The sequence below is a fragment of the Paucimonas lemoignei genome, assembly GCF_004342585.1.
GTDB lineage: Bacteria > Pseudomonadota > Gammaproteobacteria > Burkholderiales > Burkholderiaceae_D > Paucimonas > Paucimonas lemoignei.
The window spans coordinates 95534-120568 of the sequence record NZ_SLZQ01000004.1; the positions used below are offsets into that span (position 1 = coordinate 95534).

The following is a 25035-nucleotide window of genomic DNA, read 5'->3' on the forward strand; positions in this document are numbered from 1 at the left end:
CCCCCCTTCAACCAGTTATTTCACTACGGCTTATTATTTCAGACCTGCCACGTAATCGGCCACCGCCTGGATTTCCTGATCCGACAAGCGTTTGGCAATGGTGCTCATTTGCGCGCTATTGTTACGTGCGCCAGTACGGAAACTGGTCAGCTGTGCGGCAGTATAATCCTGGTGTTGGCCAGCCAGACGGGCGAATTGGGCCGGGATGCCGGCACCGGTCGGGCTGTGGCAACCTGCGCAAGCCGGCACATTTTTTTCAGCGATACCGCCGCGGTAAATCTTCTTGCCAAGCTCAACGGTATCCTTGTTCTTGGCAGCGCCCGGCTTCTGTGCCTGCTGGCTCAGGTACGCCGAGATATTGCGGATATCGTCGTCGTTCAGCGCCTTGGCGATGGTCGTCATGACGGGATTATTGCGCTGGGGCCCCTTGAAATCGTGCAGTTGCTTAGCCAGATAAGCTTCGTGCTGGCTGGCCAGCTTCGGATTCTGGGTAATGGTCGAATTACCGGCAGCGCCGTGGCAAGCCACGCAAGCCGTGATGTTGCGCGCCGCATCGCCGCTCGAGTAAATAGCCTCGCCGCGTGCCGGATCAGCTTTTTTGACAGGAGATTCTTCAGCAATCGCCATGGAGGACACGGCCAGCAAACCAACGCACAAGGATTTCAAAAATGGAGAGAATTTCATTCAAACACCCTGAGACTTAATATTAATATTTTGGCCGCATGACGGCGTTTTGCCGTGCCCTGATAATTCCGCAGTCGGCTAGGTTTTGCAACGTAATTAACGCAACCTCATATTGTACAATAGCTTTTCGGCATTTCCGCTGTTTCACTGTATTTTCTGCCCACTCTATGTCCCTACTCTGGCAAGCCCGTTTTTTCACCACAGTGAACCACTTGCGCGACCTTCCCCGGACGGAAGTCCCGGAAATCGCCTTCGCTGGCCGCTCCAATGCCGGCAAATCCACGGCGATCAACACCCTGTGCAACCAGAAAAGGCTGGCTTTTGCTTCCAAGACCCCTGGTCGCACGCAGCACATTAATTATTTTTCCATCGGCGGCGCCCATGTCGGCCAGCACCGCAAGGATGCCACCCGGGTCGAGGAAATCCGCGCCCTGCTGGTCGACTTGCCCGGCTATGGCTATGCCGAAGTATCCGGCACTGCCAAGCTGCACTGGCAAAAGCTGCTCGGCGACTATGTCCAGCGGCGCGAACAATTATGCGCCCTGGTCTTGATTGTCGATGCCCGACGCCCCTTCACCGACCTGGATCTACAAATGCTGGAATGGTTTGCGCCGACCGGCAAGCCCGTCCATTGCATTCTTTCGAAGGCGGACAAACTCAATCGCAACGAGCAAACCAATGCCCTGCGCCAGGCGCGCACGCTCTTGGCAAGTTACGTCGATGAAGATGGCAACCCGTTTCCGTTTACTGTCCAGCTCTTTTCCGCCTTGAAGCGGCAAGGCCTTGAAGAAGCCGAGGAACGCATCCTGGATTTGCTGGGCCTGCATGAAAATACCGATGCCAAGGAGATTCAATCGGCCGAAGCCGAATTGGCCTCGCCTGATGCAAGCATTGACGATACAGATACAGATGATGAGGACAAAAAAAAGCCCTGAAGAAAGGGGAGTATCTTCAGGGCATGAACGCCTTATCGCTTTTGCCACGATAGGCCCCGCTCAGGGAGGAGAAGCGGGAGGTGAACGAATCACCTGTAACTCAGAGTCTGATATTTGCTAAAAGTTTCATCTATCTTCCAGATTATTTAGAATTTTTTAGAAATCTTTTCCCGATACACCATGCCTACTACTTCCCATATTTCCGCATTTCCTGCCATTCGCATGCGCCGCATGCGCCGCGATGCCTTTTCTCGCGACATGATGCGCGAAAACACCGTTACGCCAGCGGACCTGATTTACCCGGTATTCATTCTCGAAGGCCAAAATCAGCGCCAAGCCGTTACCTCGATGCCCGGAGTCGAACGCCTGTCGGTCGATCAGTTGCTGCCGGTGGCGGAAGAATGCGTCAAGCTCGGCATCCCGGTCCTGGCCCTGTTTCCGGTAATCGATACGGCCCTAAAAACGCCGGACGGCATCGAAGCCGTCAATCCCGAAGGCCTGGTGCCGCGCGCCGTGCGCGAACTGAAGGCACGTTTCCCGGAACTAGGCATTCTCACCGACGTCGCGCTCGACCCCTATACCAGCCATGGCCAGGATGGCGTGCTCGACGAGACTGGCTATGTCCTGAACGATGAAACCCGCGAGCTGCTGGTCCGCCAGGCGCTCACACAAGCCGACGCTGGCGTGGATATCGTCGCGCCATCCGACATGATGGATGGCCGCATCGGCGCCATCCGCATTGCGCTCGAAGAACGCCAGCATATCTATACCCGCATCATGGCCTATTCGGCCAAGTATGCCTCGGCCTACTATGGTCCATTCCGCGATGCGGTCGGCTCGGCGGCCAATCTGGGCAAAGGCAACAAGTCCACTTATCAGATGGACCCGGCCAATAGCGATGAAGCCTTGCGCGAAGTCGCGCTCGACCTGACCGAAGGCGCCGACATGGTGATGGTCAAGCCAGGCATGCCGTACCTGGATATCGTTCGCCGCGTCAAGGATGAATTCCGCGTGCCGACCTTTGCGTATCAGGTCAGCGGTGAATACGCCATGATCAAGGCCGCCGCGCAAAACGGCTGGCTCGATCACGACAAGGCGATGATGGAAGCGATCCTGTGCTTCAAGCGCGCCGGCGCGGATGGCGTGCTGACTTATTTTGCCCGCGACATTGCACGCTTGCTGAAAGCCCGCTGATCCATCGCCGACTTGCCGCCAGCGCTTTCTCATGGATATTCTCTTCATCAGTGAACGGCCGGTAGAGCGCCTCAGCGAAGGCGCTTCCGGCAATCTGCCGGAAGATGGCTTCCTCTGGATTGATGCCACCCATGAGGAAGTGGCAGCCGATGTGGCAGCGTGGCGCTCGACCGTTGAACGCTTTACTGGCGTCCAGCTGCACGACCTGCATGTCAGCGATGCGCTCAATCTGAAGCATCCCTCCTACTTCGATTCGACGCAAGACTACGAGCTACTCGTCTTTCGCAAACTGGCGCTGGCCAGGGAAGCCGATGGCGACAGCACAGCGTTGTCAGAAACCGAAAGCCGGCGCAAGATTCCGCCTGCCTTGACCAAGCTCGCCACCCAGCCCGTGACGTTCCTGCTGATGGATCGTGCGCTGGTGACGGTACATGGCGGGCCCAGCCGCACCATCGAGCAAGCCCGCAAGCGCCTGCTGGACTATCAGCCTAAAAACGGCAGCAGCCATGGCAGTCGCCCTGCCTCGTCTCCGCGCGAATTGATGCTGCGGCTGCTGAACGCGTTGGTCGACCAATACCTCGAGCTGCGCCAGCCCCTCACCACGCAGATCGATCGCTGGCAGCGCGCGCTGCTCAGTCCCCGCCGCCCTTTCAACGACTGGATCGCCCTGCTCGACGCGCGCATCGAATTGCGCAAGCTCGACCTGTTATGCGAAGAACAGCACGATGCGCTGCAGGAGCTCCGCGACCACTTCATCGATACCTGGCACGACAGCGACAATAGCCGCATCAGGGATTTGCTCCTGGTGCGGATCAACGATGTGATGGAACATGTGACGCGGGTATTGAATCATGCGCGCCGGCTCGAGGCCTCGATTGAATCGGCGGTGCAAATCCATTTCTCGGCCATGGCGCATCGCACCAGCGAGATCATGCGCACCTTGACGGTATTGACTGCGCTGTTCATGCCCCTGACGCTCATTACCGGCATCTTCGGGATGAATTTCATCGACATGCCGCTCTTGAAAGACCGCGATGGCTTCTGGATCACGATGGGACTAATGGGCGTTACGGTTGTCATCGCCTTGCTGTTCTTTCGACGCAAGCGCTTCCTCGAAGACCGCAACACCGATAATTAGCAACCCTTACTCCCTGTCTAACGTCCCGGCCATTGCGTCGCCTTGCGACCGGCACGCCGGTGAACGGCTTGAGTGCAAACGCTCCGGAACACAGCTGAGCTGAAATTCACCCGGCCTCTGACGAGGCGCAATCCATTGGCACCTTGATGACAGGTAATCTCTCGGAAGGCCGCCTTAGTTTTCTTGCCCGGCCCGACACATGGTCGCCGCCTGGCCTTCGCCCATGCCAGAGGAGCAGCCATCGGAGCATTATGCAGCAACAGGTTCGCGCGACGGCCTTCATTCTTTTGGAATCCAAACATGTTCCTATTCTTTTCCAACAAACTTGGCTGCCTAGGTTCAATCATCGTCTCGGTATTGTTGAGCTTGCTGCTCTTGTGGCTGTTCAATGTGATTTGAATCGCAGCCCGCCTTGTGCAAATGGCCAGCACAATAAAAAACGCCCGGTTTCCCGGGCGTGGTATAGCAAAGCGATTTACTTGTTTGGCTGCGGCGTCAGGCGTAGGTAAGGACGCGGCGCGGTATACCCTTTCGGATACTTTTGTTTGATCACGGCTTCGTCCTGCACGGTCAACGGAATGATGACATCGTCGCCATCTCGCCAGTTACCCGGCGTTGCAACGGTATAGTTGTCGGTTAACTGCAAGGCATCGATCACGCGCAGCACTTCATCGAAGTTGCGCCCGGTGCTCATCGGATAAGTGATCGTCAGGCGGATTTTCTTCTTCGGATCGATAACGAAAAGAGAACGTACCGTCGCCGTTTCCGATTGATTCGGATGGATCATATCGTACAGCGTCGAAACCGTTCTATCGGCGTCGGCAATAATCGGAAATCCCACCACGGTGTTCTGGGTTTCTTCGATATCCTTGATCCAGTCCTTGTGCTTCTCTGCCGGGTCGACCGACAAGGCAATGGCCTTGACATTGCGCTTGGCAAATTCATCCTTGAGTTTGGCTGTCAGACCGAGTTCGGTCGTGCAAACCGGGGTGAAATCGGCCGGATGGGAAAACAGCACCACCCAGGAGTCGCCAGCCCACTCATGGAACTTGATCCTGCCGATGGAGGAATCCTGCTCAAAATCAGGTGCAATATCGCCTAGATGCAAACTCATGTCGCGCTCCTTATACGGTTATTTGTGCAGCAACAATATAACGGCGCGAACACGACTAGCCAACGACATTTATCAACTTAGCAAATTACAATTTGCTATATTCTATTGACCTGTTCAAGAAAGGTATGGAATCGCTCTGCATTCTGGAAACCGATGACCCGTCCGCCGGGAATTTCCCGCCCTTCGCGGTCAAAGAAAATAATGCCCGGCGGCCCGAAGAGCCTGAAGCGCTTCAGCAGCGCCTTGTCATCGTCGTTATTGGCAGTCACATCCGCCTGCAGCAACACCATTTTTTCCAGCTGCTCTTGCACCCGCGGATCGGTAAAGGTGAACTTTTCCATCTCCTTGCAGGAGACGCACCAGTCGGCGTAGAAATCGAACATGACTGTTTTGCCCTGTGCCTGTTTCAGAGCAGCGTCGAGTTCGGCAAGCGATTTGACGCGTCGGAATTCGACATGGACGGCTTCATTACCGCGCAGTTTTGCCAGCGGCGCGAGCGGATCGCTGGCTCCGGTGGCAGCACCGGTCAGCTGCACGGCGCCAAGCACGCCGAACAGCAGCCCGCATGCTTTAGCCGCCCAACCCGCACGCCGACTCCAAAGCAGGTAGGCGCCATAGCCGCCAGCCAGCAAGGCCCATCCCAGCATTTGCATTTGTGCCGGCAGTAACGACGACACCATCCACAAAGCCATTGCCAGCATCAGTACGCCGAAAAAGCGTTTGACTTCTACCATCCACGCGCCGGCACGCGGCAGCAAGGTACCCGCAGAAACGCCGACAAGCAGCAAAGGAATGCTCATTCCGACCGCCATCGCAAACAGGGCGCTGCCACCGACCAGCACATCGCGCGTCTGGCTAATGTAAATCAACGCGCCCGCCAGCGGCGCCGCCACGCAAGGACCGACGATCAAGGCGGAAAGCGCTCCCATGACGAATACTCCCGCCAACTTGCCAGCCGCTTGGCGTTCCGAAGCCTGTACCAGCCTAGCTTGAATGAAAGCCGGCATTTGCATTTGGTAGACATCGAACATGGCGAGCGAGAAGGCTGCCATCAACAAGGCAAAGGCAATCAGGATGGCAGGCTTTTGCAATGCCGCTGCCAGCCCTTCGCCGATCAAACCCGCAGCGACCCCCAGAGCGGTATAGATCAGCGCCATGCCAAGGGAATAGACGACAGACAGTAAAAAAGCACGCTTGCGGGTCGTTTGCGCTCCTTCGCCGACAATGATCGACGACAGGATCGGCACCATGGGCAAGACACATGGCGTAAATGCCAACCCGAGCCCCAGCACCAGGAATAGCGGCACGATCGCCAGCAGCTTGCCACTCTTGAGAGCCGCCTCGATCCTGCCCATTTCCGTTGCCGGTGCTGGAGCGTTGGATAACGTGGCGCCCGTCGGCTGCAATCCGGCAGTCGGTGTCAATTCCGCGACTGATTCCATCGGCGCGTAGCAAAGCCCCTTGTCGGCGCAGCCCTGGCTAGTTACCTTCAACGTGAAAGCACCGCTGGCTTCCACGGGCACGATGACCCTGACTACCTCACGATAGGTTTCGACATTTTTCTGGAATGTCTCGTCGAATTTGACTTTGCCCTCGGGGAGCTGCGGTGTCTGCAATGACGCGTTTTCCGCCTTGAACTCGAATCGTTCGCGGTACATGTAGTAACCCGGCGCAATGGCAAATTGCACTTCGACAGTCTGCCGGTCTGCCATGCGCGCGGAAAATTTGAATGCCTGCTCCGGCGGCAGATATTCGTCATCTGCGTGCGCCGCACCTGCCGTCAGCATGGTCATCGCAATCAGCAATACCCGCAGCAGCGCCGCGAAGGACAAGGGCACTCGCTCAGACATCGATATCCTTTTCTGTTTCTTCGACAATCCACGACAAGTAAGGCGTCCACCCTGTGCTTGGCGGTATGGCGATAATTTCCGGCACTTCGTAGGGATGATGCTGGCGAATTGCCGCTTCCAGTTCGGAATAGCGGCCAGCGATGGTCTTGATCAGGAGAGCGGTTTCGGTCGCCTGCTCGACCGCGCCTTTCCAGCGATAGATGGATTGCACGCCCGGCAGGCAATTGACGCAAGCCGCAAGGCGGTTATCTACCAGAATGCGGGCCAGGTTTTCTGCACTGGCTTCGTCTGGCATATTGGTCATTACCAGCAGCACGGATTTCATCGTCATTTCCATGGCCGCTAGCGCGGCATCAAGTCAGCAAACGGCGGCGGGTAAGGATCGTCGCGAGATAAAACGCGCCGACACTATAAATCAGGATAATCGCGAGGTTGAATGCAACGCGATCTGGCCATCCGCCAAGAATTATGGGGCGCACCAACTCGACCGTAGCGCGCAGCGGCAAAAATTGCGACAACTGTTCCAGCCAGTGCGGCAACTGGGCGACCGGGTAGTATACCCCCGACAGGAAAATCATGGGCGTGAGCACCAGCGTGAAGTAATAGGTGAAAAAATCATAGTTGCGCGCCAGTGCATTGATCACCAGTCCGATCGCGGCAAAGCACAAACCGGTCAGGAACAATAACGGCAGCACCAGTATGGTTGCCGGATGCAAGCCTATTCCCAGTGCGAACATCACCAACAGAATGGCGATGCCGGAGAATAGCGACTTGGTTGCCGCCCATAAGGCTTCGGCGAGCAGGACGTCATCGAGCGACAGCGGCGCGTTCAGCAATGCTTCCCAGGTCTTCTGCACATGCATGCGCGAAAACGCCGAATAAAGCGCCTCGAACGAGGCCGCCATCATGATCGACATGCAGATGGAACCAGAAGCCAGGTAATGGATATATGGGATGCCATCGATGCTTTTCAACAGGCTGCCAAGCCCGTAGCCGAACGCGATCAGCGTGATCAGGGGGTCGGCGACGTTGCCGAGCACGCTGGCTTTGGCCAGCTTTTTCCATACCAGGAAATTGCGGCGCCAGATCGGCGCGAAGCGCAGCGAAAATTGCGGGAATCGGTATACGTGGTTTGCCATGCTAGTCTCGCATTTCACGACCAGTGAGCTTCAGGAACAAGTCTTCCAGGTTGGCAGGCCTGTGCATATATCGTATGCCTTGCACGCCGTGCAAGCTCTCGAGTATAGGCTGCGCATCGTTGGTGTAACAGAAGACTGTCTCGCCGCTGATTTCCAGTCGTGCCGACTTGCCGCGCCCTTCCCTTTCGGCCCACGCCACCGCATTGTCTCCGAATATCTCGACCACCTCAGCTTCGATGTGATGGGCAATCAGCTCGCGTGGCTCGCCTTCGGCAATCAGTTTGCCATGGTCGATCACTGCGAGCCGGTTGCACAGCCGCTCCGCCTCGTCCATGAAGTGCGTCGTCAGCAGAATTGTCTTGCCTTCGGAAAGCAGGGTTTTGAGCCGGTCCCAGATCATGTGACGGGCTTGCGGATCGAGTCCGGTGGTAGGCTCGTCCATGAATATCAGGTCCGGATCATTGACCAGCGCGCGCGCCAGCGTCAGCCGCCGCTTCATGCCGCCGGAAAGTTCGGCGATCCGGGCGTTGGCCTTGTTGCTGAGGTTGGAAAATTCCAATAGCGCCGGAATGCGCGCCTTGATAGTCGCGTCATCCAAGCCGAAGTAGCGCCCATAGACGAGCAGGTTTTCCGCAACCGTAAAATCCGGATCCAGATTATCGCCTTGCGGTACCACACCGACACGCTGCCGTGCCTGGCGCGCATCTTCAGGCACGGCGCGGCCGACCAACGTCACCGTTCCCTTATCGGGCGCAGTCAAACCAAGGCAAAGACGCAAGGTCGTGGTCTTGCCTGCACCGTTCGGCCCCAGTAAACCATAGCATTCCCCTGGCCGTAACGAGAAGGACAAACCATTGACGACGCCAATCCGGGCATCGTCCGTGCCATAGGACTTGTACAGATTATCGACAGAAAGAATAGCGGCTTCAGTCATGAATAGTATGTTTACAACAATCGCCACTATATTGCCACAGATGGCAGCATGCTGAAAAAACAAAAGCCAGGCAATGCCTGGCTTTTTTCACTACTGTAGAAGGAATCAGTCTGATTATTCAGCGCTGGTATCTTCGACAGCTTCGGTGGTTTCCGGACGATCGACGAGCTCGATGAATGCCATCGGTGCATTGTCGCCTTGGCGGAAACCCATTTTCAGGATACGCAGGTAACCGCCGTTGCGGTTAGCGTAACGCGGGCCCAATTCAGCAAACAGTTTGACGACGATTTCACGGTCGCGCAGACGGTTGAAAGCCAGACGCTTGTTTGCCAGCGAATCAGTCTTGCCCAGGGTGAGGATCGGCTCGACAACGCGGCGCAATTCCTTGGCTTTCGGCAGAGTGGTCTTGATGGCTTCATGACGCAGCAGGGAAACGGTCATGTTGCGCAGCATGGCCAGACGGTGCGAGGACGTGCGGTTAAGTTTACGGAGGCCGTGACGGTGACGCATGGTATTTCCTTTCAGTTGTGAGTTTAAGTCCAGCTCTTCTATCGGCTAACTACAAGGCTATGCCGCGGGCCGGTGTGAATCAAAGATTGCTTTCCCGACGACGAAGAAAGCGGTACGACAGAAACGAACCGGAGCCACGCAATGCAACTCCGGCCAATTCATTACTTCTCGAGACCAGCCGGCGGCCAGTTTTCGAGCTTCATGCCGAGAGTCAGACCACGCGACGCCAGCACTTCCTTGATTTCATTCAGGGATTTGCGGCCCAAGTTCGGGGTCTTCAGCAATTCATTTTCGCTACGCTGGATCAGGTCGCCAATGTAGTAAATATTTTCGGCCTTCAGGCAGTTCGCCGAACGGACGGTCAGTTCCAGATCGTCGACCGGACGCAGCAGGATCGGATCAACCGACGGAGCACGCGACGGTGCTTCCGCAGCGGCTTCGGTGCCTTCCAGCGCGGCGAAGACATTCAATTGATCGACCAGCACGCGAGCCGACTGGCGGATCGCTTCTTCCGGCGAGATGACGCCATTGGTTTCGATATTGATGACCAGCTTGTCCAGGTCGGTACGCTGTTCCACGCGGGCGGATTCAACCGCATACGACACGCGGCGAACCGGCGAGAACGAAGCGTCCAGGATGATACGACCGATGGTCTTGTTCGCATCTTCCGACAGGCGACGCACGTTACCAGGCAGGTAACCACGGCCTTTTTCGACCTTGATCTGCATGTCCAACTTGCCGCCGGCAGTCAGGTGCGCGATCACGTGATCCGGGTTCACCAGTTCAACGTCATGCGGCAGGTCGATATCCGACGCCAATACCGGACCTTCGCTTTCCTTCTTCAGGGTCAGCGTGACTTCATCGCGGTTATGCAGCTTGAACACCACGCCCTTCAGGTTCAGCAACAGGTCGACGACATCTTCCTGCACGCCGTCCAGCGACGAATATTCATGCACGACGCCAGCGATCGTCACTTCGGTCGGCGCGTAGCCAACCATCGACGACAGCAGCACGCGACGAAGCGCATTGCCGAGCGTGTGGCCATAGCCGCGCTCGAACGGCTCCATGACGACCTTGGCATGGCCGGGGCCGAGGGCCTCGACTTCGATAATACGGGGTTTCAACAAACTATTTTGCATGGAAGAATGTCCTTTTCAATACCCTCGGCTCGTTACACCGATAAGGCTGATGGCATTACAAAAAATGCCCGCAGGCCCGATACGGGCCAACGGGCAGAGAGACGAGATTAACGCGAATACAATTCGACGATCAGCGATTCATTGACGTCAGCGGCGATTTCGCTGCGGTCCGGAGCAGACTTGAAGGTGCCTTCCATCTTCTTGGAATCGACCGTCACCCACGACGGCATGCCGACTTGCTCAGCCAGCGACAGCGCTTCCAGAATACGAGCTTGCTTCTTGGCTTTTTCACGCACAGCAACCACGTCGCCTGCCTTCACTTGATAGGAAGCGATGTTGACGACGGTGCCGTTCACGGTGAATGCCTTGTGGCTGACCAGCTGGCGTGCTTCAGCGCGGGTCGAACCGAAGCCCATGCGGTAGGCAACGTTGTCCAGACGGGATTCGAGCAGCTTCAGCAGCGTTTCACCGGTGTTGCCCTTGCGGCGCTCGGCTTCAGCGAAGTATCGGCGGAACTGGCGCTCCAGGATGCCGTAAATGCGCTTGACCTTTTGCTTTTCACGGAGCTGGTTACCATAGTCTGAGGTACGAGCACCCGAAGTACGGCCATGCTGGCCAGGCTTCGAATCAAGCTTGCACTTGGAATCCAGCGAGCGGCGGGCGCTCTTCAGGAAAAGGTCAGTGCCTTCACGGCGGGAGAGTTTAGCTTTAGGTCCGATATAACGTGCCACGGTATTTTCCTTTGTTTATCAATGACGCCCCGAGCCTCGGCAGGCCAGGCGCTAGTTTGACTGACCAGCAATCAAACAGTGGGCTTAAGACAAAACCCGCTAGACTAGCCAGCGGGCAATTTACTGCAAACCGCAAATTATAGCTTAAATGCGGCGACGCTTCGGCGGACGGCAACCGTTGTGCGGAACCGGCGTCACGTCCTGGATCTGGGTGATCTTGATACCCAGGTTGTTCAGCGCGCGAACTGCGGATTCGCGACCCGGACCCGGCCCTTTGATACGCACTTCCAGATTCTTGATGCCGCTTTCTTGAGCAACACGGCCAGCCGCTTCAGCTGCAACCTGAGCTGCGAACGGGGTCGACTTACGCGAACCCTTGAAGCCAGCGCCACCGGAGGTCGCCCACGACAGAGCATTGCCCTGACGGTCGGTGATCGTGATGATGGTATTGTTGAAGGAAGCGTGGATATGCGCGATGCCTTCAGCAACGTTCTTTTTGACTTTCTTGCGCGCGCGGGCTGCTGCGGCGCTGCTTGGTGCTTTTGCCATGATGTTTTTCCTTGAATCCGACTAGCTGCCTGGATTATTTCTTCAGCGATTGCGCTGCCTTGCGCGGGCCCTTACGGGTACGAGCATTGGTGCGAGTACGTTGACCGCGGCATGGCAAGCCTTTGCGATGACGCAGGCCGCGGTAGCAACCCAAGTCCATCAAACGCTTGATGTTCATGGACAACTCACGGCGCAGATCGCCTTCGACCACGAACTTGCCGATTTCATCGCGCAGCTTTTCCAGCTCGTTGTCATCCAGGTCCTTGACCTTCTTGTTGGTCGGGACACCGGTCTTTACGCAGATGTCTTCTGCGCGGGGACGACCAATACCATAGATGGCGGTCAGGCCGATTACGGTGTGCTGATGGTTGGGGATATTGACCCCTGCGATACGTGCCATTCGTTATTCCTCGATCAATAACGTTAATTAACCCTGGCGCTGCTTGTGACGCGGTTCAGTGCAGATGACACGAACGACGCCTTTGCGCTTGATGATTTTGCAGTTGCGGCAGATCCGCTTGACGGATGCGAGCACTTTCATTTTTGCCCTCTTTCTTTCATTTTCTAAAACATCGCGGGACGGAAGTTTACCAACCTGCCCCAATCAATCATTACTTGGTGCGGAATACGATACGTGCACGACTCAAGTCATACGGCGTCAATTCCACCGTTACCTTATCGCCGGGCAGGATACGGATGTAATTCATCCGCATCTTTCCGGAGATATGGCCAAGTACGACATGACCGTTTTCCAGCTTGACCCTGAACGTTGCATTCGGGAGGTTCTCCAGAACCTCGCCCTGCATCTGAATTACGTCGTCTTTTGCCATGCGTTTAGCTCATTCTCCTGCCGCTTAACGCATCGGCAGGCCACCCTTGAAATTAGCCTTGCGCAGCAGCGATTCATATTGCTGCGACATCACGTAGTTCTGTACCTGGGCCATGAAATCCATGGTTACCACCACGATAATCAGCAGTGACGTACCACCGAAGTAGAACGGCACTTGCCATTTCGCGATCAGGAATTCCGGCATCAGGCACACCAGCGTGATGTACACCGCACCAACCAGGGTCAGACGCGTGAGAATCTTGTCGATATAACGCGCAGTCTGTTCACCCGGACGAATTCCTGGAACAAAGGCACCGCTTTTCTTCAAGTTGTCTGCAGTTTCCTTGCTGTTAAAGACCAGCGCGGTATAGAAAAAGCAGAAAAACACGATTGCAATGGCGTACAACAAGGCATGGATCGGCTCGCCTGGCGCCAGCGACGCTGCCAGATCCTTCAGGAAGCGCACAACCGAATTGGTAGTGTCACCCGAAGTAAACCAGCTTGTGATCGTTGCCGGAAACAGGATGATCGACGATGCAAAAATCGGAGGAATCACGCCTGCCATGTTTAATTTCAATGGCAAATGACTGCTCTGACCACCGTAAATCTTGTTGCCTACCTGCCGCTTTGCATAATTGACGAGGATCTTGCGCTGACCGCGTTCAATGAACACCACCAGGTAAGTTACCGCCGCCGCCAGTATGCAAATCACGATGGCCGACAAGGCATTCATGGAACCGGTACGTACCAGTTCGAATAAACCACCCAATGCGCTTGGCAAACCTGCTGCGATACCGGCAAAAATGATGATCGAAATGCCGTTACCCAAACCACGCTCGGTAATTTGCTCGCCCAGCCACATCAGGAACATGGTGCCCGTCACCAGGGTTACCACAGCCGTCATACGGAACGCAGGCCCCGGATCCAGCACCAGGCCAGCTTGCGACTCCAACGCAACCGCTATGCCGAACGCCTGGAACATCGCCAGCAACAACGTGCCGTAGCGCGTGTACTGCGTGATCTTGCGACGGCCCGACTCGCCCTCTTTTTTCAATGCTTCGAGCTGCGGCGATACCACCGTCAACAGCTGCATAATGATCGACGCCGAAATGTACGGCATGATCCCTAATGCGAAGATCGTAAAGCGAGACAAGGCACCGCCTGAGAACATATTAAACATGCCCAGAATACCACCCTGGTTCTGTTTAAATAGTTGCGCCAGCTGAGTCGGATCGATCCCCGGTACCGGAATATGTGCACCGATACGATATACCACCAATGCGCCCAGCAGGAACCACAAACGGGCCCACGGGAAACCGCTCACCGAGCGCTTGGCGTTTTGAGGAGCAGTAGCCAATTCTTACTCCCGGTTAGCCGATGCTTTACGCAATGGAGCCACCAGCGGCTTCGATCGCAGCCTTGGCACCCTTGGTTGCGGTCACGCCCTTCAGGGTGATTTTCTTGCTGATTTCACCAGCCAGGATGACACGAACCGAACGCGCCAGTTCGCCTACCAGGCCAGCCTGCTTCAGGGACAGGATGTCCACTTCGGCAACAGGCAGGTTGTTCAGGTCGCCCAGACGAACCTCAGCCTTGAACGGCTTAGCCAACGACTTGAAGCCACGCTTCGGCAGACGGCGCTGCAGCGGCATTTGACCGCCTTCGAAGCCGACTTTGTGGAAACCGCCCGAACGCGACTTCTGACCTTTGTGGCCGCGGCCGGCAGTCTTGCCCAGGCCCGAACCGATACCGCGACCGACGCGACGCTTCGTGTGCTTGGCGCCGGCTGCCGGTTGAATGTTATTCAATTCCATGGTTTGCTCCACTCATAAGCGCCAGGCTTACGAGATCACTTTCACGAGATACGAAACCTTGTTGATCATGCCGCGCACAGCAGGAGTATCCTGCAGTTCCGAAACGGAATTCACGCGACGCAGGCCCAGACCACGCACGGTGGCGCGGTGGTCTTGACGAGTGCCGATCAAGCCCTTAACCAGTTTCACTTTTACGGTATTTGCCATGTCGATCACCTTAACCCAGAATTTCTTCGACAGACTTGCCGCGCTTGGCTGCAATCTCCGAAGGCGTGCTCATCTTGGCCAAGCCATTCAGGGTAGCGCGGACCATGTTGTACGGATTGGTCGAGCCATTGGACTTGGCGACCACGTTGGTCACGCCCATGACTTCGAAAATCGCGCGCATCGGACCGCCGGCGATCACACCGGTACCATCCTTGGCGGGCGCAATCATCACTGACGATGCGCCATGCTTGCCGTTTACGGTGTGCTGCAGCGTGCCGTTCTTCAAGCTGACCTTGATCATCTTGCGACGAGCTTCTTCCATTGCCTTCTGCACTGCGACCGGCACTTCCTTCGATTTGCCCTTGCCCATGCCGATGCGGCCATCGCCGTCACCAACCACGACCAGTGCTGCGAAACCCATGATACGGCCGCCCTTCACCACTTTGGTGACGCGGTTAACCGCAATCATTTTTTCGCGCATGCCGTCATCGGGCTTGTCGCTTTGCGTTTTTGCTTGCATCTTTGCCATGACGATTCTTCCTTAGAACTTCAGACCGGCTTCACGGGCAGCTTCAGCAACTGCCTTGATACGGCCGTGATAACGGAAACCGGAGCGGTCGAAAGCAACTTGCTCGATACCGGCTTTCAAAGCCTTCTCGGCAACGCGCTTGCCAACCAAAGCAGCAGCGGCAGTGTTGCCACCTGCACCGGACTGGCCAGCCAGTTGCTGACGAACTTCCGCTTCCAGCGTCGAGGCCGAAGCCAGCACTTTTGCGTCCGGACCGATGATGCTTGCATAGATATGCAAGTTGGTACGGTGCACTGCCAGGCGGTTCACCTTGAGCTCTGCGATCTTGGCGCGGGTTTGCGTTGCGCGACGCAGACGTGATTGTTTCTTGTCCATCATCAGCCCCTATTACTTCTTCTTGGTTTCTTTGATGATCACCACTTCGTCCGAGTAACGGACGCCCTTGCCCTTGTAAGGCTCGGGGCTGCGGTAAGCGCGCACTTCAGCGGCCGTCTGACCGACCTTCTGCTTGTCCACGCCTTTGATCAGGATTTCGGTCTGGCTCGGCGTTTCGACCTTCACGCCAGCCGGCATCTGATGCACCACCGGATGCGAGAAGCCCAGCGACAGGTTCAACTTGTCGCCTTGCGCTTGAGCACGGAAGCCCACGCCGACCAGGTTCAGCTTACGCTCGAAACCCTTGGTCACGCCGGTCACCATGTTGTTGACCAGAGCACGCAGCGTACCCGACATGGCGTTAGCTTCGCGGCTTTCATCAGCCGGTTCGAAATTCAGAGTGCCGTTGTTGTTTTGAATCTTGACCAAGCCATTCAAAGACTGAGTCAGAGTGCCCAACGGACCTTTTACGGAGATCTGCTCTGCGTTGATGGCGACTTCGGCGCCTTGCGGCAGTGCGATCGGCATTTTACCTACACGAGACATGCTGTACTCCTTATGCCACGTAGCAAATGACTTCGCCACCGACACCGGTTGCGCGCGCTTTGCGATCAGTCATGACGCCCTTCGGGGTCGACACGATAGCCACACCCAGACCGTTCATGACGCTTGGAATATCGTCCTTGCCTTTGTAAATGCGCAGACCAGGGCGCGATACGCGCTCCAGACGCTCAATGACAGGACGGCCTGCATAATATTTCAGACCGATTTTCAGTTCGGCCTTGCCGCCGGCTTCTGCCACGGCGTAATCTTCAATGTAACCTTCGTCCTTCAGCACATTGGCGATGGCGACCTTCACTTTGGAAGACGGCATTACCACGGTAGACTTTTGTACACCTTGTGCGTTGCGGATGCGGGTCAGCATATCGGCGATAGGATCGCTCATACTCATTGCTTATTCTCCTATTACCAGCTAGCTTTAGTCATACCCGGAATCTCGCCACGCATGGCGATCTCACGGACCTTATTACGGGCCAAACCGAACTTGCGGAAAGTGCCACGCGGACGACCAGTCAAGCTGCAGCGGTTACGCTGACGAGTCGGATTTGCATTGCGCGGCAGCGCTTGCAGTTTCAGACGCGCTTCGTAGCGCTCTTCTTCCGACTTGGATTGATCGTCGATGATTGCCTTCAACTCGGCACGCTTACCGGCATACTTCTTTACCAGGTCGGCGCGCTTTTGTTCACGGTTAATCAGTGCCAGTTTTGCCATGGCAGCCTCAGTTTCTGAACGGAAATTTAAATGCGGCGAGAAGCGCTTTGGCTTCGTCGTCGGTCTTCGCAGTGGTAGTGATGCTGATGTTCATACCACGCAGTGCATCGATCTTGTCGTACTCGATCTCGGGGAAAATGATCTGCTCTTTCACACCGATGTTGTAGTTGCCACGACCATCGAATGCACGACCGGAGACGCCACGGAAGTCACGCACACGCGGCAGCGCCACGGTGATCAGACGATCCAGGAATTCGTACATTTGCGCGCCGCGCAGGGTCACCATGCAGCCGATCGGATAGCCTTCACGAATCTTGAAGCCTGCGATAGCTTTACGGGCTTTGGTCACGACCGGCTTTTGACCTGCAATCTTAGTCAGATCGCCGACTGCATGCTCGATCACTTTCTTGTCTGCGACGGCTTCGGACAGACCCATGTTCAGGGTGATCTTGGTCAGACGCGGGACTTCCATCACCGACTTGTAACCAAATTTGCTGGTCAGGTCGGCAACGACTTTATCTTTATAGAACTGTTGGAGACGTGCCATGATTTTTATACCTTCACGACTTCGCCGCTGGACTTATAGACGCGGACTTTTTTGTCGCCCTCAGTCTTGTAGCCCACACGATCGGCCTTGCCAGCCGCCGCATTGAACAATGCAACGTTGGACACATGAATTGGCATCAGCTTGTCGACGATGCCACCAGTTGCACCGGTCATCGGATTCGGCTTAGTCGCTTTCTTAGCAACGTTGATGCCTTCGACGATAACGTAGTCGGCATTCACGCGCTGCTTGACAACACCACGCTTGCCTTTGTCTTTGCCGGTCAGGACGATTACCTCGTCGTTTTTACGAATCTTGCTCATGACGACTCCTTACAGAACTTCAGGTGCCAGGGAGACGATTTTCATGAAGCGCTCGGTACGCAGCTCACGAGTCACCGGCCCAAAAATGCGGGTGCCGATCGGCTCGAGCTTGGCGTTCAACAAGACTGCAGCATTGCCATCGAACTTCACCAGCGAACCATCCTGGCGACGCACACCTTTGGCGGTACGCACAACCACGGCGTTATAGATTTCGCCTTTCTTGACGCGACCACGCGGCGCAGCGGCTTTCACCGTGACCTTGATAATGTCGCCAATGCTGGCATAGCGGCGCTTGGAACCACCCAGCACCTTGATGCACAGGACTTCGCGTGCACCAGTATTGTCGGCCACTTCGAGCCGGCTTTCAGTTTGAATCATGATATTTTCTTTCCCAACTTAACCCGGAATTCGCACAATGCGGCATCTCGGTCAGTCTTGGTCCCGCCGTCAGTCTTGCGTTACAAAACTGCCGATTGGGTGGACAAATCCAAAACTCTTGCTAAGACGATTATTACAAACTGCAGAGCTTTTCTTACTACCAGTTCCCGCAAATAATCTCACAGGAACGAAGCCAAACATTATGTCACCAAAATGCCGGGCTCGCAAGCTTTTTTTGATACGAAAAAGGAGTGGTCATTACAACCACTCCCTGATCCATCATTAGACCACTTGTGCGACTTGGACGATGCGAGTCACAGTCCAGGCCTTGGTCTTCGAAATCGGGCGACCTTCCTGGATTTCCACCATATCGCCTTCTTTCGCCTGGTTGGCTTCGTCATGCGCATGATACTTATTCGAACGCATGATGATTTTGCCGTACAGCGGATGCTTGACGCGGCGCTCGATCAGCACGGTCACCGTTTTGTCCATCTTGTCGGAGACCACCTTGCCAACCAAGGTACGCTTCAACGCGGGCTTCACTTGATCGTTCATTATTTGGCTTCCTTCTGGTTCATGACGGTTTTCACGCGAGCGATGTCGCGGCGAACTTTCTTCAGCTGGGAAGTGTTGCTCAGCTGTTGAGTCGCCACTTGCATGCGCAGGCTGAATTGCGCCTTCAGCAGTTCGCTGAGTTCTTTCTTCAGCGCTGCCTCGTCCTTGCCGCGGAGTTCAGATGCTTTCATGTTTCACTCCAATTATTGGCCGACTTGGCGAACGACGAAAGTCGTCGACAGCGGCAGTTTAGCAGCGGCCAAGCGGAACGCTTCGCGCGCCAGCGCCTCGTCGACGCCATCCATCTCGTACAGTACCTTGCCCGGCTGGATTTCAGCGACGTAGTACTCCGGATTGCCCTTACCGTTACCCATACGGACTTCGGCCGGCTTGTTGGAAATCGGCTTGTCCGGGAAAATACGGATCCAGATACGGCCGCCACGTTTGATGTGACGGGTCATGGCGCGACGTGCAGCTTCGATCTGACGGGCAGTGATACGGCCGCGGCCAACTGCTTTCAAACCGAATTCGCCGAACGAGACGGCAGTGCCGCGCTCGTGCGAAATGCCCTTGTTGCGGCCTTTTTGCTCTTTGCGATATTTTCTGCGTGCTGGTTGCAGCATGATTATTCTCCTGCTTTCTCAGCCGGGGCGGCGCCAGCCGGCTTCTGAGCGCGAACCCGCTTGGCGCCAGGCGCACCAGCGCCCGGAGCACCCGCTGCCTGACCTTCCGGACGGGCTGTGCGCGGACGGCTGCCCGGCTTGCCATCGTCACGACGCGGACCGCGACGCTTCTTCTCTTCTTCCACCGGTGTTTCGATGGTCGGAGCTTCGCCGCTGGCCAAACGGTCGCCGCGATATACCCAAACCTTGATACCGATGATGCCGTAGGTCGTTTCAGCTTCACCGAAGCCGTAATCGATGTCGGCGCGCAGGGTGTGCAGAGGCACACGGCCTTCGCGGTACCATTCGGTACGGGCGATTTCAATACCGTTCAGACGACCCGACGACATGATCTTGATGCCTTGAGCGCCCAGACGCATGGCGTTCTGCATTGCGCGTTTCATGGCACGGCGGAACATGATGCGCTTTTCGAGCTGCTGCGCGATCGAATCGGCGATCAGCTGGGCGTCGACTTCCGGCTTGCGGATTTCTTCGATGTTGACGTGCACAGGCACGCCCATCATCTTGCCCAGCGCCGACTTCAACACTTCGATGTCTTCGCCCTTCTTGCCGATCACAACGCCCGGACGGGAGCTGAAAATCGTGATACGGGCATTCTTGGCGGGACGCTCGATGACCACGCGGCCAACGGAGGCGTTCTTCAGTTTCTTCTTCAGGTATTCGCGAACCTTCAGGTCTTCGTTCAGCATGCTGGCAAAGTTGCCATTGCCTGCATACCAGCGCGAGCCCCAGTTACGCGTAACCGCAAGACGGAAACCGGTAGGATGAATTTTCTGTCCCATCGTGACTCCTTAGTTACCGACAGTCACGTAAATGTGACAGGATTGTTTAGAAATACGATCACCACGGCCTTTAGCACGCGCAGTGAAGCGCTTCAACACAGGACCCTGCTCGACGTAGATGGTTTTCACCTTCAGTTCGTCGATGTCAGCACCGTCATTGTGTTCAGCGTTCGCAATAGCGGACTCCAGCACTTTCTTGATGATCGCTGCGCCTTTTTTCGGGCTGAAAGCCAGGATATTCAAGGCTTGATCAACTTTTTTGCCGCGAATCAGATCGGCAACCAAGCGGCCCTTTTGTTCCGACAGGCGTACGCCGCGGAGAATAGCTTTAGTTTCCATCATCGCACCTTATTTCTTGGCTTTCTTGTCGGCGGCGTGACCCTTGAACGTACGGGTCAGCGCGAATTCGCCGAGCTTGTGACCAACCATGTTTTCCGACACATAGACCGGCACGTGCTGCTTGCCGTTATGTACCGCGATGGTCAGACCAATGAAGTCCGGCATGATGGTCGAACGACGCGACCAGGTCTTGATGGGCTTCTTGTCCTTAGTCGCTTGCGCGGCTTCGACCTTCTTCACCAGGTGGGCGTCACAGAACGGCCCTTTTTTCAATGAACGTGTCATGTGTTACCCCTTATTTCTTGCCACGGCGAGAGACGATCATCGAAGTCGTGCGCTTGTTGCGACGTGTCTTCTTGCCCTTGGTCTGCTGGCCCCACGGCGAAACCGGATGACGGCCTGCCGAGGTACGACCTTCACCACCACCGTGCGGGTGGTCGATCGGGTTCATGACCACACCACGCACCGTCGGGCGGATACCGCGCCAACGAGTTGCACCGGCCTTACCGATCTTGCGCAGGTTGTGTTCGCCGTTGCCGACTTCACCAACGGTGGCGCGGCATTCGATATGCACGCGACGCACTTCGCCGGAACGCAGACGCACCTGAGCGTAAGTACCTTCACGCGCCATCAGCACAACGCCGGCACCGGCGGTACGCGCGATTTGCGCGCCTTTACCCGGCAACATTTCGACGCAGTGCATGGTGGTGCCGACCGGAATGTTACGGATCGGCAGGCAGTTACCAGCCTTGATCGGGGCTTCGGATCCGCTCATCAACTGGTCGCCCACAGCCACGCCCTTCGGCGCAATGATGTAACGACGCTCGCCATCGGCGTAGCAAAGCAGAGCGATATGCGCGCTGCGGTTCGGATCGTATTCCAGACGCTCAACTTTGGCAGCGATGCCATCCTTGTTGCGACGGAAGTCGACGACGCGATAGTGATGCTTGTGACCACCACCGATATGACGGGTGGTGATGCGGCCGTCGTTGTTACGGCCGGCAGTCTTCGATTTCTTTTCAACCAGGCTGGCGAGCGGACGGCCTTTGTACAGGTCGGGATTGACGACCTTGACCATGCCGCGGCGACCTGCCGAGGTCGGTTTCATTTTCACGAGTGCCATTATTTAGCCTCCTCGTTGAAGTTGATTTCCTGACCGGGCTTCAGGCACACAAACGCACGCTTGGTGTGGTTGCGACGACCCATGAAGCGACCGGAGCGCTTTTCCTTGCCCTGGCGGTTGGCGGTTTGCACCGACGCCACTTCGACCTTGAACATCAGTTCGACGGCAGCCTTGATTTCAGGCTTGGTGGCGTCACGCGTCACCAGGAATACCACCTGCTCGCTCTTTTCAGCGACGAAAGTAGCCTTCTCGGAAATCACCGGCGCCAGCAGCACTTTCATCAGGCGCTCTTCGCTATGTTTGATGACTGCGCTCATGCCAGCATCTCCTCAATCTTGGCCAATGCCGGCTTGGTGATCAGGACTTTCTTGAAGAACACCAGCGATACGGGATCGGCGTGACGCGGCTCGACCACCAGCACGTTCGGCAGATTGCGCGAAGCGAGCAACAGGTTTTCATCGAGGTTGTCAGTAATAACCAGCACGGATTCAAGACCCATGCCTTTCAGTTTCTGCGCCAGCAGCTTGGTCTTCGGTGCATCGACCGACAGGCTTTCCACGACGGACAGACGGTCTTCGCGAGCCAGCTGCGAGAGGATCGAGCAGATACCTGCGCGATACATCTTCTTGTTGACCTTGTGCGAGAAGTTTTCGTCAGGCGAATTCGGAAAAATACGACCACCACCACGCCACAGCGGCGAGGACGACATACCAGCACGAGCGCGGCCCGTACCTTTTTGACGCCACGGCTTCTTGGTCGTGTGGCTGACTTCTTCACGGTCTTTTTGCTTGCGGTTACCGCTACGTGCGTTAGCCTGGTAAGCAACGACCACTTGGTGAATCAGCGCTTCGTTATAGTCACGACCGAAAATGGTGTCCGGTGCAGCGACGTTCGAGGCAGCTTGACCCTGATCATTCAGGAGCTTGAGTTCCATCGATTAGGCTCCCTTCTTTGCTTTGACTTTGATTGCAGGCACGACCACGACTTGGCCGTTCTTGGCACCAGGCACGGCACCTTTCACCAGCAACAGCTGACGCTCAGCGTCAACGCGAGCGATTTCCAGGTTTTGCACGGTGGTGGTGACATCACCCATGTGACCGGTCATGCGCTTACCAGGGAACACGCGACCCGGATCCTGCGCCATACCAATGGAACCCGGCACGTTGTGCGAACGGGAGTTACCATGGGTTGCGCGGCCAGAACCGAAGTTGTAGCGCTTGATGGTACCGGCATAGCCCTTACCGATGGACACGCCTTGCACGTCCACTTTCTGACCAGCTTCGAACATACCGATGCCAACGACATCGCCAGCCTTCAGCTCGGCAGCCTTGACAGCGTCAACGCGGAATTCTTTGAGAACAGTGCCAGCTTCCACACCAGCCTTGGCATAGTGACCAGCTGCTGCTTTGTTGACACGGGAGGCACGGCGAGCGCCGTATGCAACCTGAACGGCGGTATAACCGTCAGTTTCAGGCGTTTTGATTTGGGTCACTCGGTTGTTCGACACGTCCAGCACGGTAACGGGGATGGAATCTCCGTCTTCCGTAAAGATGCGCATCATACCAACCTTGCGACCAACAAGGCCTAGGCTCATTGTTTTCTCCATTCCCACCTACGATTGGGCGGGGCTGATGTTTGTACAACTAAATAAATGCGAGTCCGCGTGATGCAGACCCGCACGAAAGCCGATTATCATAACCCGAAAATCCGCGCAATACAATACTATGCGCGAAATTTCGGATCAGCAATTACTGCAGTTTGATTTCGACATCGACGCCAGCCGGCAGGTCCAGCTTCATCAGGGCGTCAACAGTCTTGTCGGTCGGATCGACGATATCCATCAGGCGCTGGTGCGTACGGATTTCGAACTGATCGCGGGAAGTCTTGTTGACATGCGGGGAACGCAGGATGTCATAGCGCTGGATGCGGGTCGGCAGCGGAACCGGGCCCTTGACCACGGCGCCTGTACGCTTGGCGGTATCAACGATTTCCAGAGCGGACTGGTCGATCAGGCGGTAATCGAACGCCTTCAGGCGAATGCGGATTTTTTGATTCGGGGTCGACATGGGTTTTCCTTTAAAAGAGCGAACTGCGGACCTCCCCGGTCCGCAGCAATTCGTGAGTATTACTCGATGATTTTAGCGACGACGCCGGCGCCGACGGTACGGCCACCTTCACGGATAGCGAAGCGCAGGCCTTCTTCCATCGCGATCGGGTTGATCAGTTGCACAGTGATCGAGACGTTATCGCCAGGCATCACCATTTCCTTGTCCTTCGGCAGCTCGATCGAACCAGTCACGTCCGTGGTACGGAAGTAGAACTGCGGACGATAGTTATTGAAGAACGGGGTGTGACGACCACCTTCGTCTTTCGACAGAACATAGATCTCGCCGGTGAAGTGCTTGTGCGGCTTGATCGAACCCGGCTTGGCCAGCACTTGGCCGCGCTCGACTTCTTCACGCTTGGTACCGCGCAGCAGCACGCCAACGTTGTCGCCAGCTTGACCTTGGTCCAGCAGCTTGCGGAACATTTCCACGCCAGTGCAGGTGGTCTTGACGGTATCACGGATACCAACGATTTCGATTTCTTCGCCGACCTTGATGATGCCGCGCTCAACACGACCAGTCACCACGGTACCGCGACCGGAGATCGAGAACACGTCTTCCACCGGCATCAGGAAGGTGCCGTCGATGGCACGTTCCGGCGTCGGAATGTAGCTGTCCAGGGCTTCAGCCAGCTTCAGGATGGCGCCTTCACCCAGGTCGCCCTTGTCGCCTTCCAGCGCCAGCTTAGCCGAACCGCGGATGATCGGCAGATCGTCGCCCGGGAATTCGTACTTGGAAAGCAGCTCGCGCACTTCCATTTCAACCAGTTCCAGCAGTTCTGCGTCGTCGACCATGTCGCACTTGTTCAGGAACACGATGATGTACGGCACACCAACCTGGCGAGCCAGCAGGATGTGTTCGCGGGTTTGCGGCATCGGGCCGTCAGCGGCCGAGCACACCAGGATCGCGCCGTCCATCTGCGCTGCACCGGTAATCATGTTCTTGACGTAGTCAGCGTGGCCCGGGCAGTCAACGTGGGCGTAGTGACGGTTCTGGGTTTCGTATTCAACGTGCGCGGTGTTGATGGTGATGCCGCGTGCCTTTTCTTCAGGAGCAGCGTCGATCTCATCGTACTTCTTGGCTTCGCCGCCAAACTTCGCCGACAGCACGGTCGCGATTGCCGCGGTCAGGGTGGTCTTGCCATGGTCAACGTGACCAATGGTGCCAACGTTCACGTGCGGTTTCGTCCGCTCAAACTTGCCTTTTGCCATTTTTCTCTTCCTTCAATTCAAAAAGAACGATTTACTTACTTAACTTTGT

At 56.2% G+C, this 25035-nt stretch carries 39 protein-coding genes; 3 read left to right on the forward strand and 36 right to left on the reverse strand.

Annotated features, from left to right (window positions below; translation table 11 throughout):
- Nucleotides 1-33 precede the first annotated feature (33 nt).
- Complete coding sequence (locus tag EDC30_RS07705) at nucleotides 34-684, reverse strand: c-type cytochrome (RefSeq protein WP_132258252.1); 651 nt, start codon at nucleotides 682-684, stop codon at nucleotides 34-36.
- A 167-nt stretch (nucleotides 685-851) separates the two neighbouring features.
- Here EDC30_RS07705 and yihA point away from each other — a divergent pair, with 167 nt between their 5' ends.
- The 3 genes from yihA to EDC30_RS07720 all read left to right on the forward strand — a co-directional run bounded on the left by yihA (nucleotide 852) and on the right by EDC30_RS07720 (nucleotide 3951).
- Nucleotides 852-1619, forward strand: coding sequence for a ribosome biogenesis GTP-binding protein YihA/YsxC (gene yihA, locus EDC30_RS07710; protein ID WP_132258253.1), 768 nt, complete (start codon nucleotides 852-854; stop codon nucleotides 1617-1619).
- A 180-nt stretch (nucleotides 1620-1799) separates the two neighbouring features.
- A complete protein-coding gene (gene hemB / locus EDC30_RS07715; protein ID WP_132258254.1) occupies nucleotides 1800-2813 on the forward strand; it encodes a porphobilinogen synthase in 1014 nt (337 codons plus the stop codon).
- Between the two features lie 31 nt (nucleotides 2814-2844).
- Nucleotides 2845-3951 (forward strand): magnesium transporter CorA family protein, encoded by a 1107-nt coding sequence (locus EDC30_RS07720; protein ID WP_132258255.1) that lies wholly within the window; start codon nucleotides 2845-2847, stop codon nucleotides 3949-3951.
- A 475-nt stretch (nucleotides 3952-4426) separates the two neighbouring features.
- Here EDC30_RS07720 and EDC30_RS07725 read toward each other — a convergent pair whose 3' ends face one another.
- From EDC30_RS07725 to tuf, 35 genes are all read right to left on the reverse strand, one after another.
- Nucleotides 4427-5065, reverse strand: coding sequence for a peroxiredoxin (locus tag EDC30_RS07725; RefSeq protein ID WP_132258256.1), 639 nt, complete (start codon nucleotides 5063-5065; stop codon nucleotides 4427-4429).
- Nucleotides 5066-5160: 95 nt separating this feature from the next.
- Nucleotides 5161-6915, reverse strand: a complete 1755-nt coding sequence (dsbD, locus tag EDC30_RS07730; RefSeq protein ID WP_132258257.1) for a protein-disulfide reductase DsbD — start codon at nucleotides 6913-6915, stop codon at nucleotides 5161-5163.
- Complete coding sequence (gene cutA, locus EDC30_RS07735; RefSeq protein WP_132258258.1) at nucleotides 6908-7240, reverse strand: divalent-cation tolerance protein CutA; 333 nt, start codon at nucleotides 7238-7240, stop codon at nucleotides 6908-6910. Before cutA ends, dsbD begins: the two co-directional genes overlap by 8 nt.
- A gap of 28 nt (nucleotides 7241-7268) precedes the next feature.
- A complete protein-coding gene (locus EDC30_RS07740) occupies nucleotides 7269-8054 on the reverse strand; it encodes an ABC transporter permease (protein ID WP_132258259.1) in 786 nt (261 codons plus the stop codon).
- 1 nt (nucleotide 8055) lies between these two features.
- Nucleotides 8056-8988, reverse strand: coding sequence for an ATP-binding cassette domain-containing protein (locus EDC30_RS07745; protein ID WP_132258260.1), 933 nt, complete (start codon nucleotides 8986-8988; stop codon nucleotides 8056-8058).
- Nucleotides 8989-9102: 114 nt separating this feature from the next.
- The gene (gene rplQ, locus EDC30_RS07750) at nucleotides 9103-9498 is read right to left on the reverse strand and encodes a 50S ribosomal protein L17 (protein ID WP_132258261.1); all 396 of its coding nucleotides are present in this window, start codon (nucleotides 9496-9498) and stop codon (nucleotides 9103-9105) included.
- Between the two features lie 161 nt (nucleotides 9499-9659).
- Nucleotides 9660-10637 carry a DNA-directed RNA polymerase subunit alpha gene (locus EDC30_RS07755; RefSeq protein WP_132258262.1) on the reverse strand — a complete coding sequence of 326 codons (978 nt, stop codon included), beginning with the start codon at nucleotides 10635-10637 and terminating at the stop codon, nucleotides 9660-9662.
- Nucleotides 10638-10744: 107 nt separating this feature from the next.
- The gene (gene rpsD, locus EDC30_RS07760; RefSeq protein ID WP_132258263.1) at nucleotides 10745-11368 is read right to left on the reverse strand and encodes a 30S ribosomal protein S4; all 624 of its coding nucleotides are present in this window, start codon (nucleotides 11366-11368) and stop codon (nucleotides 10745-10747) included.
- Between the two features lie 144 nt (nucleotides 11369-11512).
- Nucleotides 11513-11917, reverse strand: a complete 405-nt coding sequence (gene rpsK / locus EDC30_RS07765) for a 30S ribosomal protein S11 (RefSeq protein ID WP_132258264.1) — start codon at nucleotides 11915-11917, stop codon at nucleotides 11513-11515.
- Nucleotides 11918-11951: 34 nt separating this feature from the next.
- A complete protein-coding gene (rpsM, locus tag EDC30_RS07770; RefSeq protein ID WP_132258265.1) occupies nucleotides 11952-12317 on the reverse strand; it encodes a 30S ribosomal protein S13 in 366 nt (121 codons plus the stop codon).
- A 27-nt stretch (nucleotides 12318-12344) separates the two neighbouring features.
- Complete coding sequence (gene rpmJ / locus EDC30_RS07775) at nucleotides 12345-12458, reverse strand: 50S ribosomal protein L36 (protein ID WP_014004415.1); 114 nt, start codon at nucleotides 12456-12458, stop codon at nucleotides 12345-12347.
- Between the two features lie 70 nt (nucleotides 12459-12528).
- Nucleotides 12529-12747: a translation initiation factor IF-1 gene (infA, locus tag EDC30_RS07780; protein ID WP_010812378.1), complete on the reverse strand. Its 219-nt coding sequence runs from the start codon at nucleotides 12745-12747 to the stop codon at nucleotides 12529-12531.
- 24 nt (nucleotides 12748-12771) lie between these two features.
- Nucleotides 12772-14103, reverse strand: a complete 1332-nt coding sequence (secY, locus tag EDC30_RS07785; protein WP_132258266.1) for a preprotein translocase subunit SecY — start codon at nucleotides 14101-14103, stop codon at nucleotides 12772-12774.
- A gap of 25 nt (nucleotides 14104-14128) precedes the next feature.
- On the reverse strand, nucleotides 14129-14560 hold the full coding sequence (rplO, locus tag EDC30_RS07790) for a 50S ribosomal protein L15 (protein WP_132258267.1): 432 nt from the start codon (nucleotides 14558-14560) through the stop codon (nucleotides 14129-14131).
- A 27-nt stretch (nucleotides 14561-14587) separates the two neighbouring features.
- The gene (rpmD, locus tag EDC30_RS07795; RefSeq protein WP_132258268.1) at nucleotides 14588-14767 is read right to left on the reverse strand and encodes a 50S ribosomal protein L30; all 180 of its coding nucleotides are present in this window, start codon (nucleotides 14765-14767) and stop codon (nucleotides 14588-14590) included.
- Between the two features lie 10 nt (nucleotides 14768-14777).
- On the reverse strand, nucleotides 14778-15296 hold the full coding sequence (gene rpsE, locus EDC30_RS07800; protein ID WP_132258269.1) for a 30S ribosomal protein S5: 519 nt from the start codon (nucleotides 15294-15296) through the stop codon (nucleotides 14778-14780).
- Nucleotides 15297-15308: 12 nt separating this feature from the next.
- Nucleotides 15309-15671 (reverse strand): 50S ribosomal protein L18, encoded by a 363-nt coding sequence (gene rplR, locus EDC30_RS07805; protein WP_132258270.1) that lies wholly within the window; start codon nucleotides 15669-15671, stop codon nucleotides 15309-15311.
- Between the two features lie 12 nt (nucleotides 15672-15683).
- The gene (gene rplF, locus EDC30_RS07810) at nucleotides 15684-16217 is read right to left on the reverse strand and encodes a 50S ribosomal protein L6 (protein ID WP_132258271.1); all 534 of its coding nucleotides are present in this window, start codon (nucleotides 16215-16217) and stop codon (nucleotides 15684-15686) included.
- Between the two features lie 10 nt (nucleotides 16218-16227).
- Nucleotides 16228-16623 carry a 30S ribosomal protein S8 gene (gene rpsH, locus EDC30_RS07815; protein ID WP_132258272.1) on the reverse strand — a complete coding sequence of 132 codons (396 nt, stop codon included), beginning with the start codon at nucleotides 16621-16623 and terminating at the stop codon, nucleotides 16228-16230.
- 14 nt (nucleotides 16624-16637) lie between these two features.
- Nucleotides 16638-16943, reverse strand: coding sequence for a 30S ribosomal protein S14 (gene rpsN, locus EDC30_RS07820; RefSeq protein ID WP_132258273.1), 306 nt, complete (start codon nucleotides 16941-16943; stop codon nucleotides 16638-16640).
- Nucleotides 16944-16950: 7 nt separating this feature from the next.
- Nucleotides 16951-17490, reverse strand: a complete 540-nt coding sequence (gene rplE / locus EDC30_RS07825) for a 50S ribosomal protein L5 (protein ID WP_132258274.1) — start codon at nucleotides 17488-17490, stop codon at nucleotides 16951-16953.
- Nucleotides 17491-17495: 5 nt separating this feature from the next.
- Nucleotides 17496-17810, reverse strand: coding sequence for a 50S ribosomal protein L24 (gene rplX, locus EDC30_RS07830; RefSeq protein ID WP_132258275.1), 315 nt, complete (start codon nucleotides 17808-17810; stop codon nucleotides 17496-17498).
- A 9-nt stretch (nucleotides 17811-17819) separates the two neighbouring features.
- Entirely contained in the window at nucleotides 17820-18188 is a 369-nt protein-coding gene (gene rplN / locus EDC30_RS07835) for a 50S ribosomal protein L14 (RefSeq protein ID WP_132258276.1), read from the reverse strand.
- Between the two features lie 282 nt (nucleotides 18189-18470).
- On the reverse strand, nucleotides 18471-18743 hold the full coding sequence (rpsQ, locus tag EDC30_RS07840; protein WP_132258277.1) for a 30S ribosomal protein S17: 273 nt from the start codon (nucleotides 18741-18743) through the stop codon (nucleotides 18471-18473).
- Nucleotides 18743-18934, reverse strand: coding sequence for a 50S ribosomal protein L29 (gene rpmC / locus EDC30_RS07845; protein ID WP_132258278.1), 192 nt, complete (start codon nucleotides 18932-18934; stop codon nucleotides 18743-18745). The genes rpsQ and rpmC overlap by 1 nt, the downstream gene beginning before the upstream one ends.
- Before the next feature lie 12 nt (nucleotides 18935-18946).
- Nucleotides 18947-19366: a 50S ribosomal protein L16 gene (rplP, locus tag EDC30_RS07850; RefSeq protein ID WP_132258279.1), complete on the reverse strand. Its 420-nt coding sequence runs from the start codon at nucleotides 19364-19366 to the stop codon at nucleotides 18947-18949.
- Nucleotides 19367-19368: 2 nt separating this feature from the next.
- Entirely contained in the window at nucleotides 19369-20208 is an 840-nt protein-coding gene (rpsC, locus tag EDC30_RS07855) for a 30S ribosomal protein S3 (protein WP_132258280.1), read from the reverse strand.
- 9 nt (nucleotides 20209-20217) lie between these two features.
- Nucleotides 20218-20550: a 50S ribosomal protein L22 gene (gene rplV / locus EDC30_RS07860; protein WP_207907235.1), complete on the reverse strand. Its 333-nt coding sequence runs from the start codon at nucleotides 20548-20550 to the stop codon at nucleotides 20218-20220.
- A 6-nt stretch (nucleotides 20551-20556) separates the two neighbouring features.
- A complete protein-coding gene (gene rpsS / locus EDC30_RS07865) occupies nucleotides 20557-20832 on the reverse strand; it encodes a 30S ribosomal protein S19 (RefSeq protein WP_007875308.1) in 276 nt (91 codons plus the stop codon).
- A gap of 10 nt (nucleotides 20833-20842) precedes the next feature.
- On the reverse strand, nucleotides 20843-21670 hold the full coding sequence (gene rplB / locus EDC30_RS07870; RefSeq protein WP_132258282.1) for a 50S ribosomal protein L2: 828 nt from the start codon (nucleotides 21668-21670) through the stop codon (nucleotides 20843-20845).
- Nucleotides 21670-21987 (reverse strand): 50S ribosomal protein L23, encoded by a 318-nt coding sequence (gene rplW / locus EDC30_RS07875; protein WP_132258283.1) that lies wholly within the window; start codon nucleotides 21985-21987, stop codon nucleotides 21670-21672. The genes rplB and rplW overlap by 1 nt, the downstream gene beginning before the upstream one ends.
- Nucleotides 21984-22604 (reverse strand): 50S ribosomal protein L4, encoded by a 621-nt coding sequence (rplD, locus tag EDC30_RS07880; RefSeq protein ID WP_132258284.1) that lies wholly within the window; start codon nucleotides 22602-22604, stop codon nucleotides 21984-21986. The genes rplW and rplD overlap by 4 nt, the downstream gene beginning before the upstream one ends.
- Nucleotides 22605-22607: 3 nt before the next feature.
- The gene (rplC, locus tag EDC30_RS07885; RefSeq protein ID WP_207907236.1) at nucleotides 22608-23276 is read right to left on the reverse strand and encodes a 50S ribosomal protein L3; all 669 of its coding nucleotides are present in this window, start codon (nucleotides 23274-23276) and stop codon (nucleotides 22608-22610) included.
- 142 nt (nucleotides 23277-23418) lie between these two features.
- Nucleotides 23419-23736: a 30S ribosomal protein S10 gene (rpsJ, locus tag EDC30_RS07890; RefSeq protein ID WP_132258286.1), complete on the reverse strand. Its 318-nt coding sequence runs from the start codon at nucleotides 23734-23736 to the stop codon at nucleotides 23419-23421.
- A gap of 59 nt (nucleotides 23737-23795) precedes the next feature.
- A complete protein-coding gene (gene tuf, locus EDC30_RS07895) occupies nucleotides 23796-24986 on the reverse strand; it encodes an elongation factor Tu (RefSeq protein ID WP_132258287.1) in 1191 nt (396 codons plus the stop codon).
- Between the last annotated feature and the right edge of the window lie 49 nt (nucleotides 24987-25035).

What these genes read in the sequence shown, in the direction of transcription:
- EDC30_RS07705 (WP_132258252.1), bottom strand. Translation starts at nt 684, where the DNA reads ATGAAATTCTCTCCATTTTTGAAATCCTTGTGCGTTGGTTTGCTGGCC.
- yihA (WP_132258253.1), top strand. Translation starts at nt 852, where the DNA reads ATGTCCCTACTCTGGCAAGCCCGTTTTTTCACCACAGTGAACCACTTG.
- hemB (WP_132258254.1), top strand. Translation starts at nt 1,800, where the DNA reads ATGCCTACTACTTCCCATATTTCCGCATTTCCTGCCATTCGCATGCGC.
- EDC30_RS07720 (WP_132258255.1), top strand. Translation starts at nt 2,845, where the DNA reads ATGGATATTCTCTTCATCAGTGAACGGCCGGTAGAGCGCCTCAGCGAA.
- EDC30_RS07725 (WP_132258256.1), bottom strand. Translation starts at nt 5,065, where the DNA reads ATGAGTTTGCATCTAGGCGATATTGCACCTGATTTTGAGCAGGATTCC.
- dsbD (WP_132258257.1), bottom strand. Translation starts at nt 6,915, where the DNA reads ATGTCTGAGCGAGTGCCCTTGTCCTTCGCGGCGCTGCTGCGGGTATTG.
- cutA (WP_132258258.1), bottom strand. Translation starts at nt 7,240, where the DNA reads ATGAAATCCGTGCTGCTGGTAATGACCAATATGCCAGACGAAGCCAGT.
- EDC30_RS07740 (WP_132258259.1), bottom strand. Translation starts at nt 8,054, where the DNA reads ATGGCAAACCACGTATACCGATTCCCGCAATTTTCGCTGCGCTTCGCG.
- EDC30_RS07745 (WP_132258260.1), bottom strand. Translation starts at nt 8,988, where the DNA reads ATGACTGAAGCCGCTATTCTTTCTGTCGATAATCTGTACAAGTCCTAT.
- rplQ (WP_132258261.1), bottom strand. Translation starts at nt 9,498, where the DNA reads ATGCGTCACCGTCACGGCCTCCGTAAACTTAACCGCACGTCCTCGCAC.
- EDC30_RS07755 (WP_132258262.1), bottom strand. Translation starts at nt 10,637, where the DNA reads ATGCAAAATAGTTTGTTGAAACCCCGTATTATCGAAGTCGAGGCCCTC.
- rpsK (WP_132258264.1), bottom strand. Translation starts at nt 11,917, where the DNA reads ATGGCAAAAGCACCAAGCAGCGCCGCAGCAGCCCGCGCGCGCAAGAAA.
- rpsM (WP_132258265.1), bottom strand. Translation starts at nt 12,317, where the DNA reads ATGGCACGTATCGCAGGGGTCAATATCCCCAACCATCAGCACACCGTA.
- rpmJ (WP_014004415.1), bottom strand. Translation starts at nt 12,458, where the DNA reads ATGAAAGTGCTCGCATCCGTCAAGCGGATCTGCCGCAACTGCAAAATC.
- infA (WP_010812378.1), bottom strand. Translation starts at nt 12,747, where the DNA reads ATGGCAAAAGACGACGTAATTCAGATGCAGGGCGAGGTTCTGGAGAAC.
- rplO (WP_132258267.1), bottom strand. Translation starts at nt 14,560, where the DNA reads ATGGAATTGAATAACATTCAACCGGCAGCCGGCGCCAAGCACACGAAG.
- rpmD (WP_132258268.1), bottom strand. Translation starts at nt 14,767, where the DNA reads ATGGCAAATACCGTAAAAGTGAAACTGGTTAAGGGCTTGATCGGCACT.
- rpsE (WP_132258269.1), bottom strand. Translation starts at nt 15,296, where the DNA reads ATGGCAAAGATGCAAGCAAAAACGCAAAGCGACAAGCCCGATGACGGC.
- rplR (WP_132258270.1), bottom strand. Translation starts at nt 15,671, where the DNA reads ATGGACAAGAAACAATCACGTCTGCGTCGCGCAACGCAAACCCGCGCC.
- rplF (WP_132258271.1), bottom strand. Translation starts at nt 16,217, where the DNA reads ATGTCTCGTGTAGGTAAAATGCCGATCGCACTGCCGCAAGGCGCCGAA.
- rpsH (WP_132258272.1), bottom strand. Translation starts at nt 16,623, where the DNA reads ATGAGTATGAGCGATCCTATCGCCGATATGCTGACCCGCATCCGCAAC.
- rpsN (WP_132258273.1), bottom strand. Translation starts at nt 16,943, where the DNA reads ATGGCAAAACTGGCACTGATTAACCGTGAACAAAAGCGCGCCGACCTG.
- rplE (WP_132258274.1), bottom strand. Translation starts at nt 17,490, where the DNA reads ATGGCACGTCTCCAACAGTTCTATAAAGATAAAGTCGTTGCCGACCTG.
- rplX (WP_132258275.1), bottom strand. Translation starts at nt 17,810, where the DNA reads ATGAGCAAGATTCGTAAAAACGACGAGGTAATCGTCCTGACCGGCAAA.
- rplN (WP_132258276.1), bottom strand. Translation starts at nt 18,188, where the DNA reads ATGATTCAAACTGAAAGCCGGCTCGAAGTGGCCGACAATACTGGTGCA.
- rpsQ (WP_132258277.1), bottom strand. Translation starts at nt 18,743, where the DNA reads ATGAACGATCAAGTGAAGCCCGCGTTGAAGCGTACCTTGGTTGGCAAG.
- rpmC (WP_132258278.1), bottom strand. Translation starts at nt 18,934, where the DNA reads ATGAAAGCATCTGAACTCCGCGGCAAGGACGAGGCAGCGCTGAAGAAA.
- rplP (WP_132258279.1), bottom strand. Translation starts at nt 19,366, where the DNA reads ATGCTGCAACCAGCACGCAGAAAATATCGCAAAGAGCAAAAAGGCCGC.
- rpsC (WP_132258280.1), bottom strand. Translation starts at nt 20,208, where the DNA reads ATGGGACAGAAAATTCATCCTACCGGTTTCCGTCTTGCGGTTACGCGT.
- rplV (WP_207907235.1), bottom strand. Translation starts at nt 20,550, where the DNA reads ATGATGGAAACTAAAGCTATTCTCCGCGGCGTACGCCTGTCGGAACAA.
- rpsS (WP_007875308.1), bottom strand. Translation starts at nt 20,832, where the DNA reads ATGACACGTTCATTGAAAAAAGGGCCGTTCTGTGACGCCCACCTGGTG.
- rplB (WP_132258282.1), bottom strand. Translation starts at nt 21,670, where the DNA reads ATGGCACTCGTGAAAATGAAACCGACCTCGGCAGGTCGCCGCGGCATG.
- rplW (WP_132258283.1), bottom strand. Translation starts at nt 21,987, where the DNA reads ATGAGCGCAGTCATCAAACATAGCGAAGAGCGCCTGATGAAAGTGCTG.
- rplD (WP_132258284.1), bottom strand. Translation starts at nt 22,604, where the DNA reads ATGGAACTCAAGCTCCTGAATGATCAGGGTCAAGCTGCCTCGAACGTC.
- rplC (WP_207907236.1), bottom strand. Translation starts at nt 23,276, where the DNA reads ATGGAGAAAACAATGAGCCTAGGCCTTGTTGGTCGCAAGGTTGGTATG.
- rpsJ (WP_132258286.1), bottom strand. Translation starts at nt 23,736, where the DNA reads ATGTCGACCCCGAATCAAAAAATCCGCATTCGCCTGAAGGCGTTCGAT.
- tuf (WP_132258287.1), bottom strand. Translation starts at nt 24,986, where the DNA reads ATGGCAAAAGGCAAGTTTGAGCGGACGAAACCGCACGTGAACGTTGGC.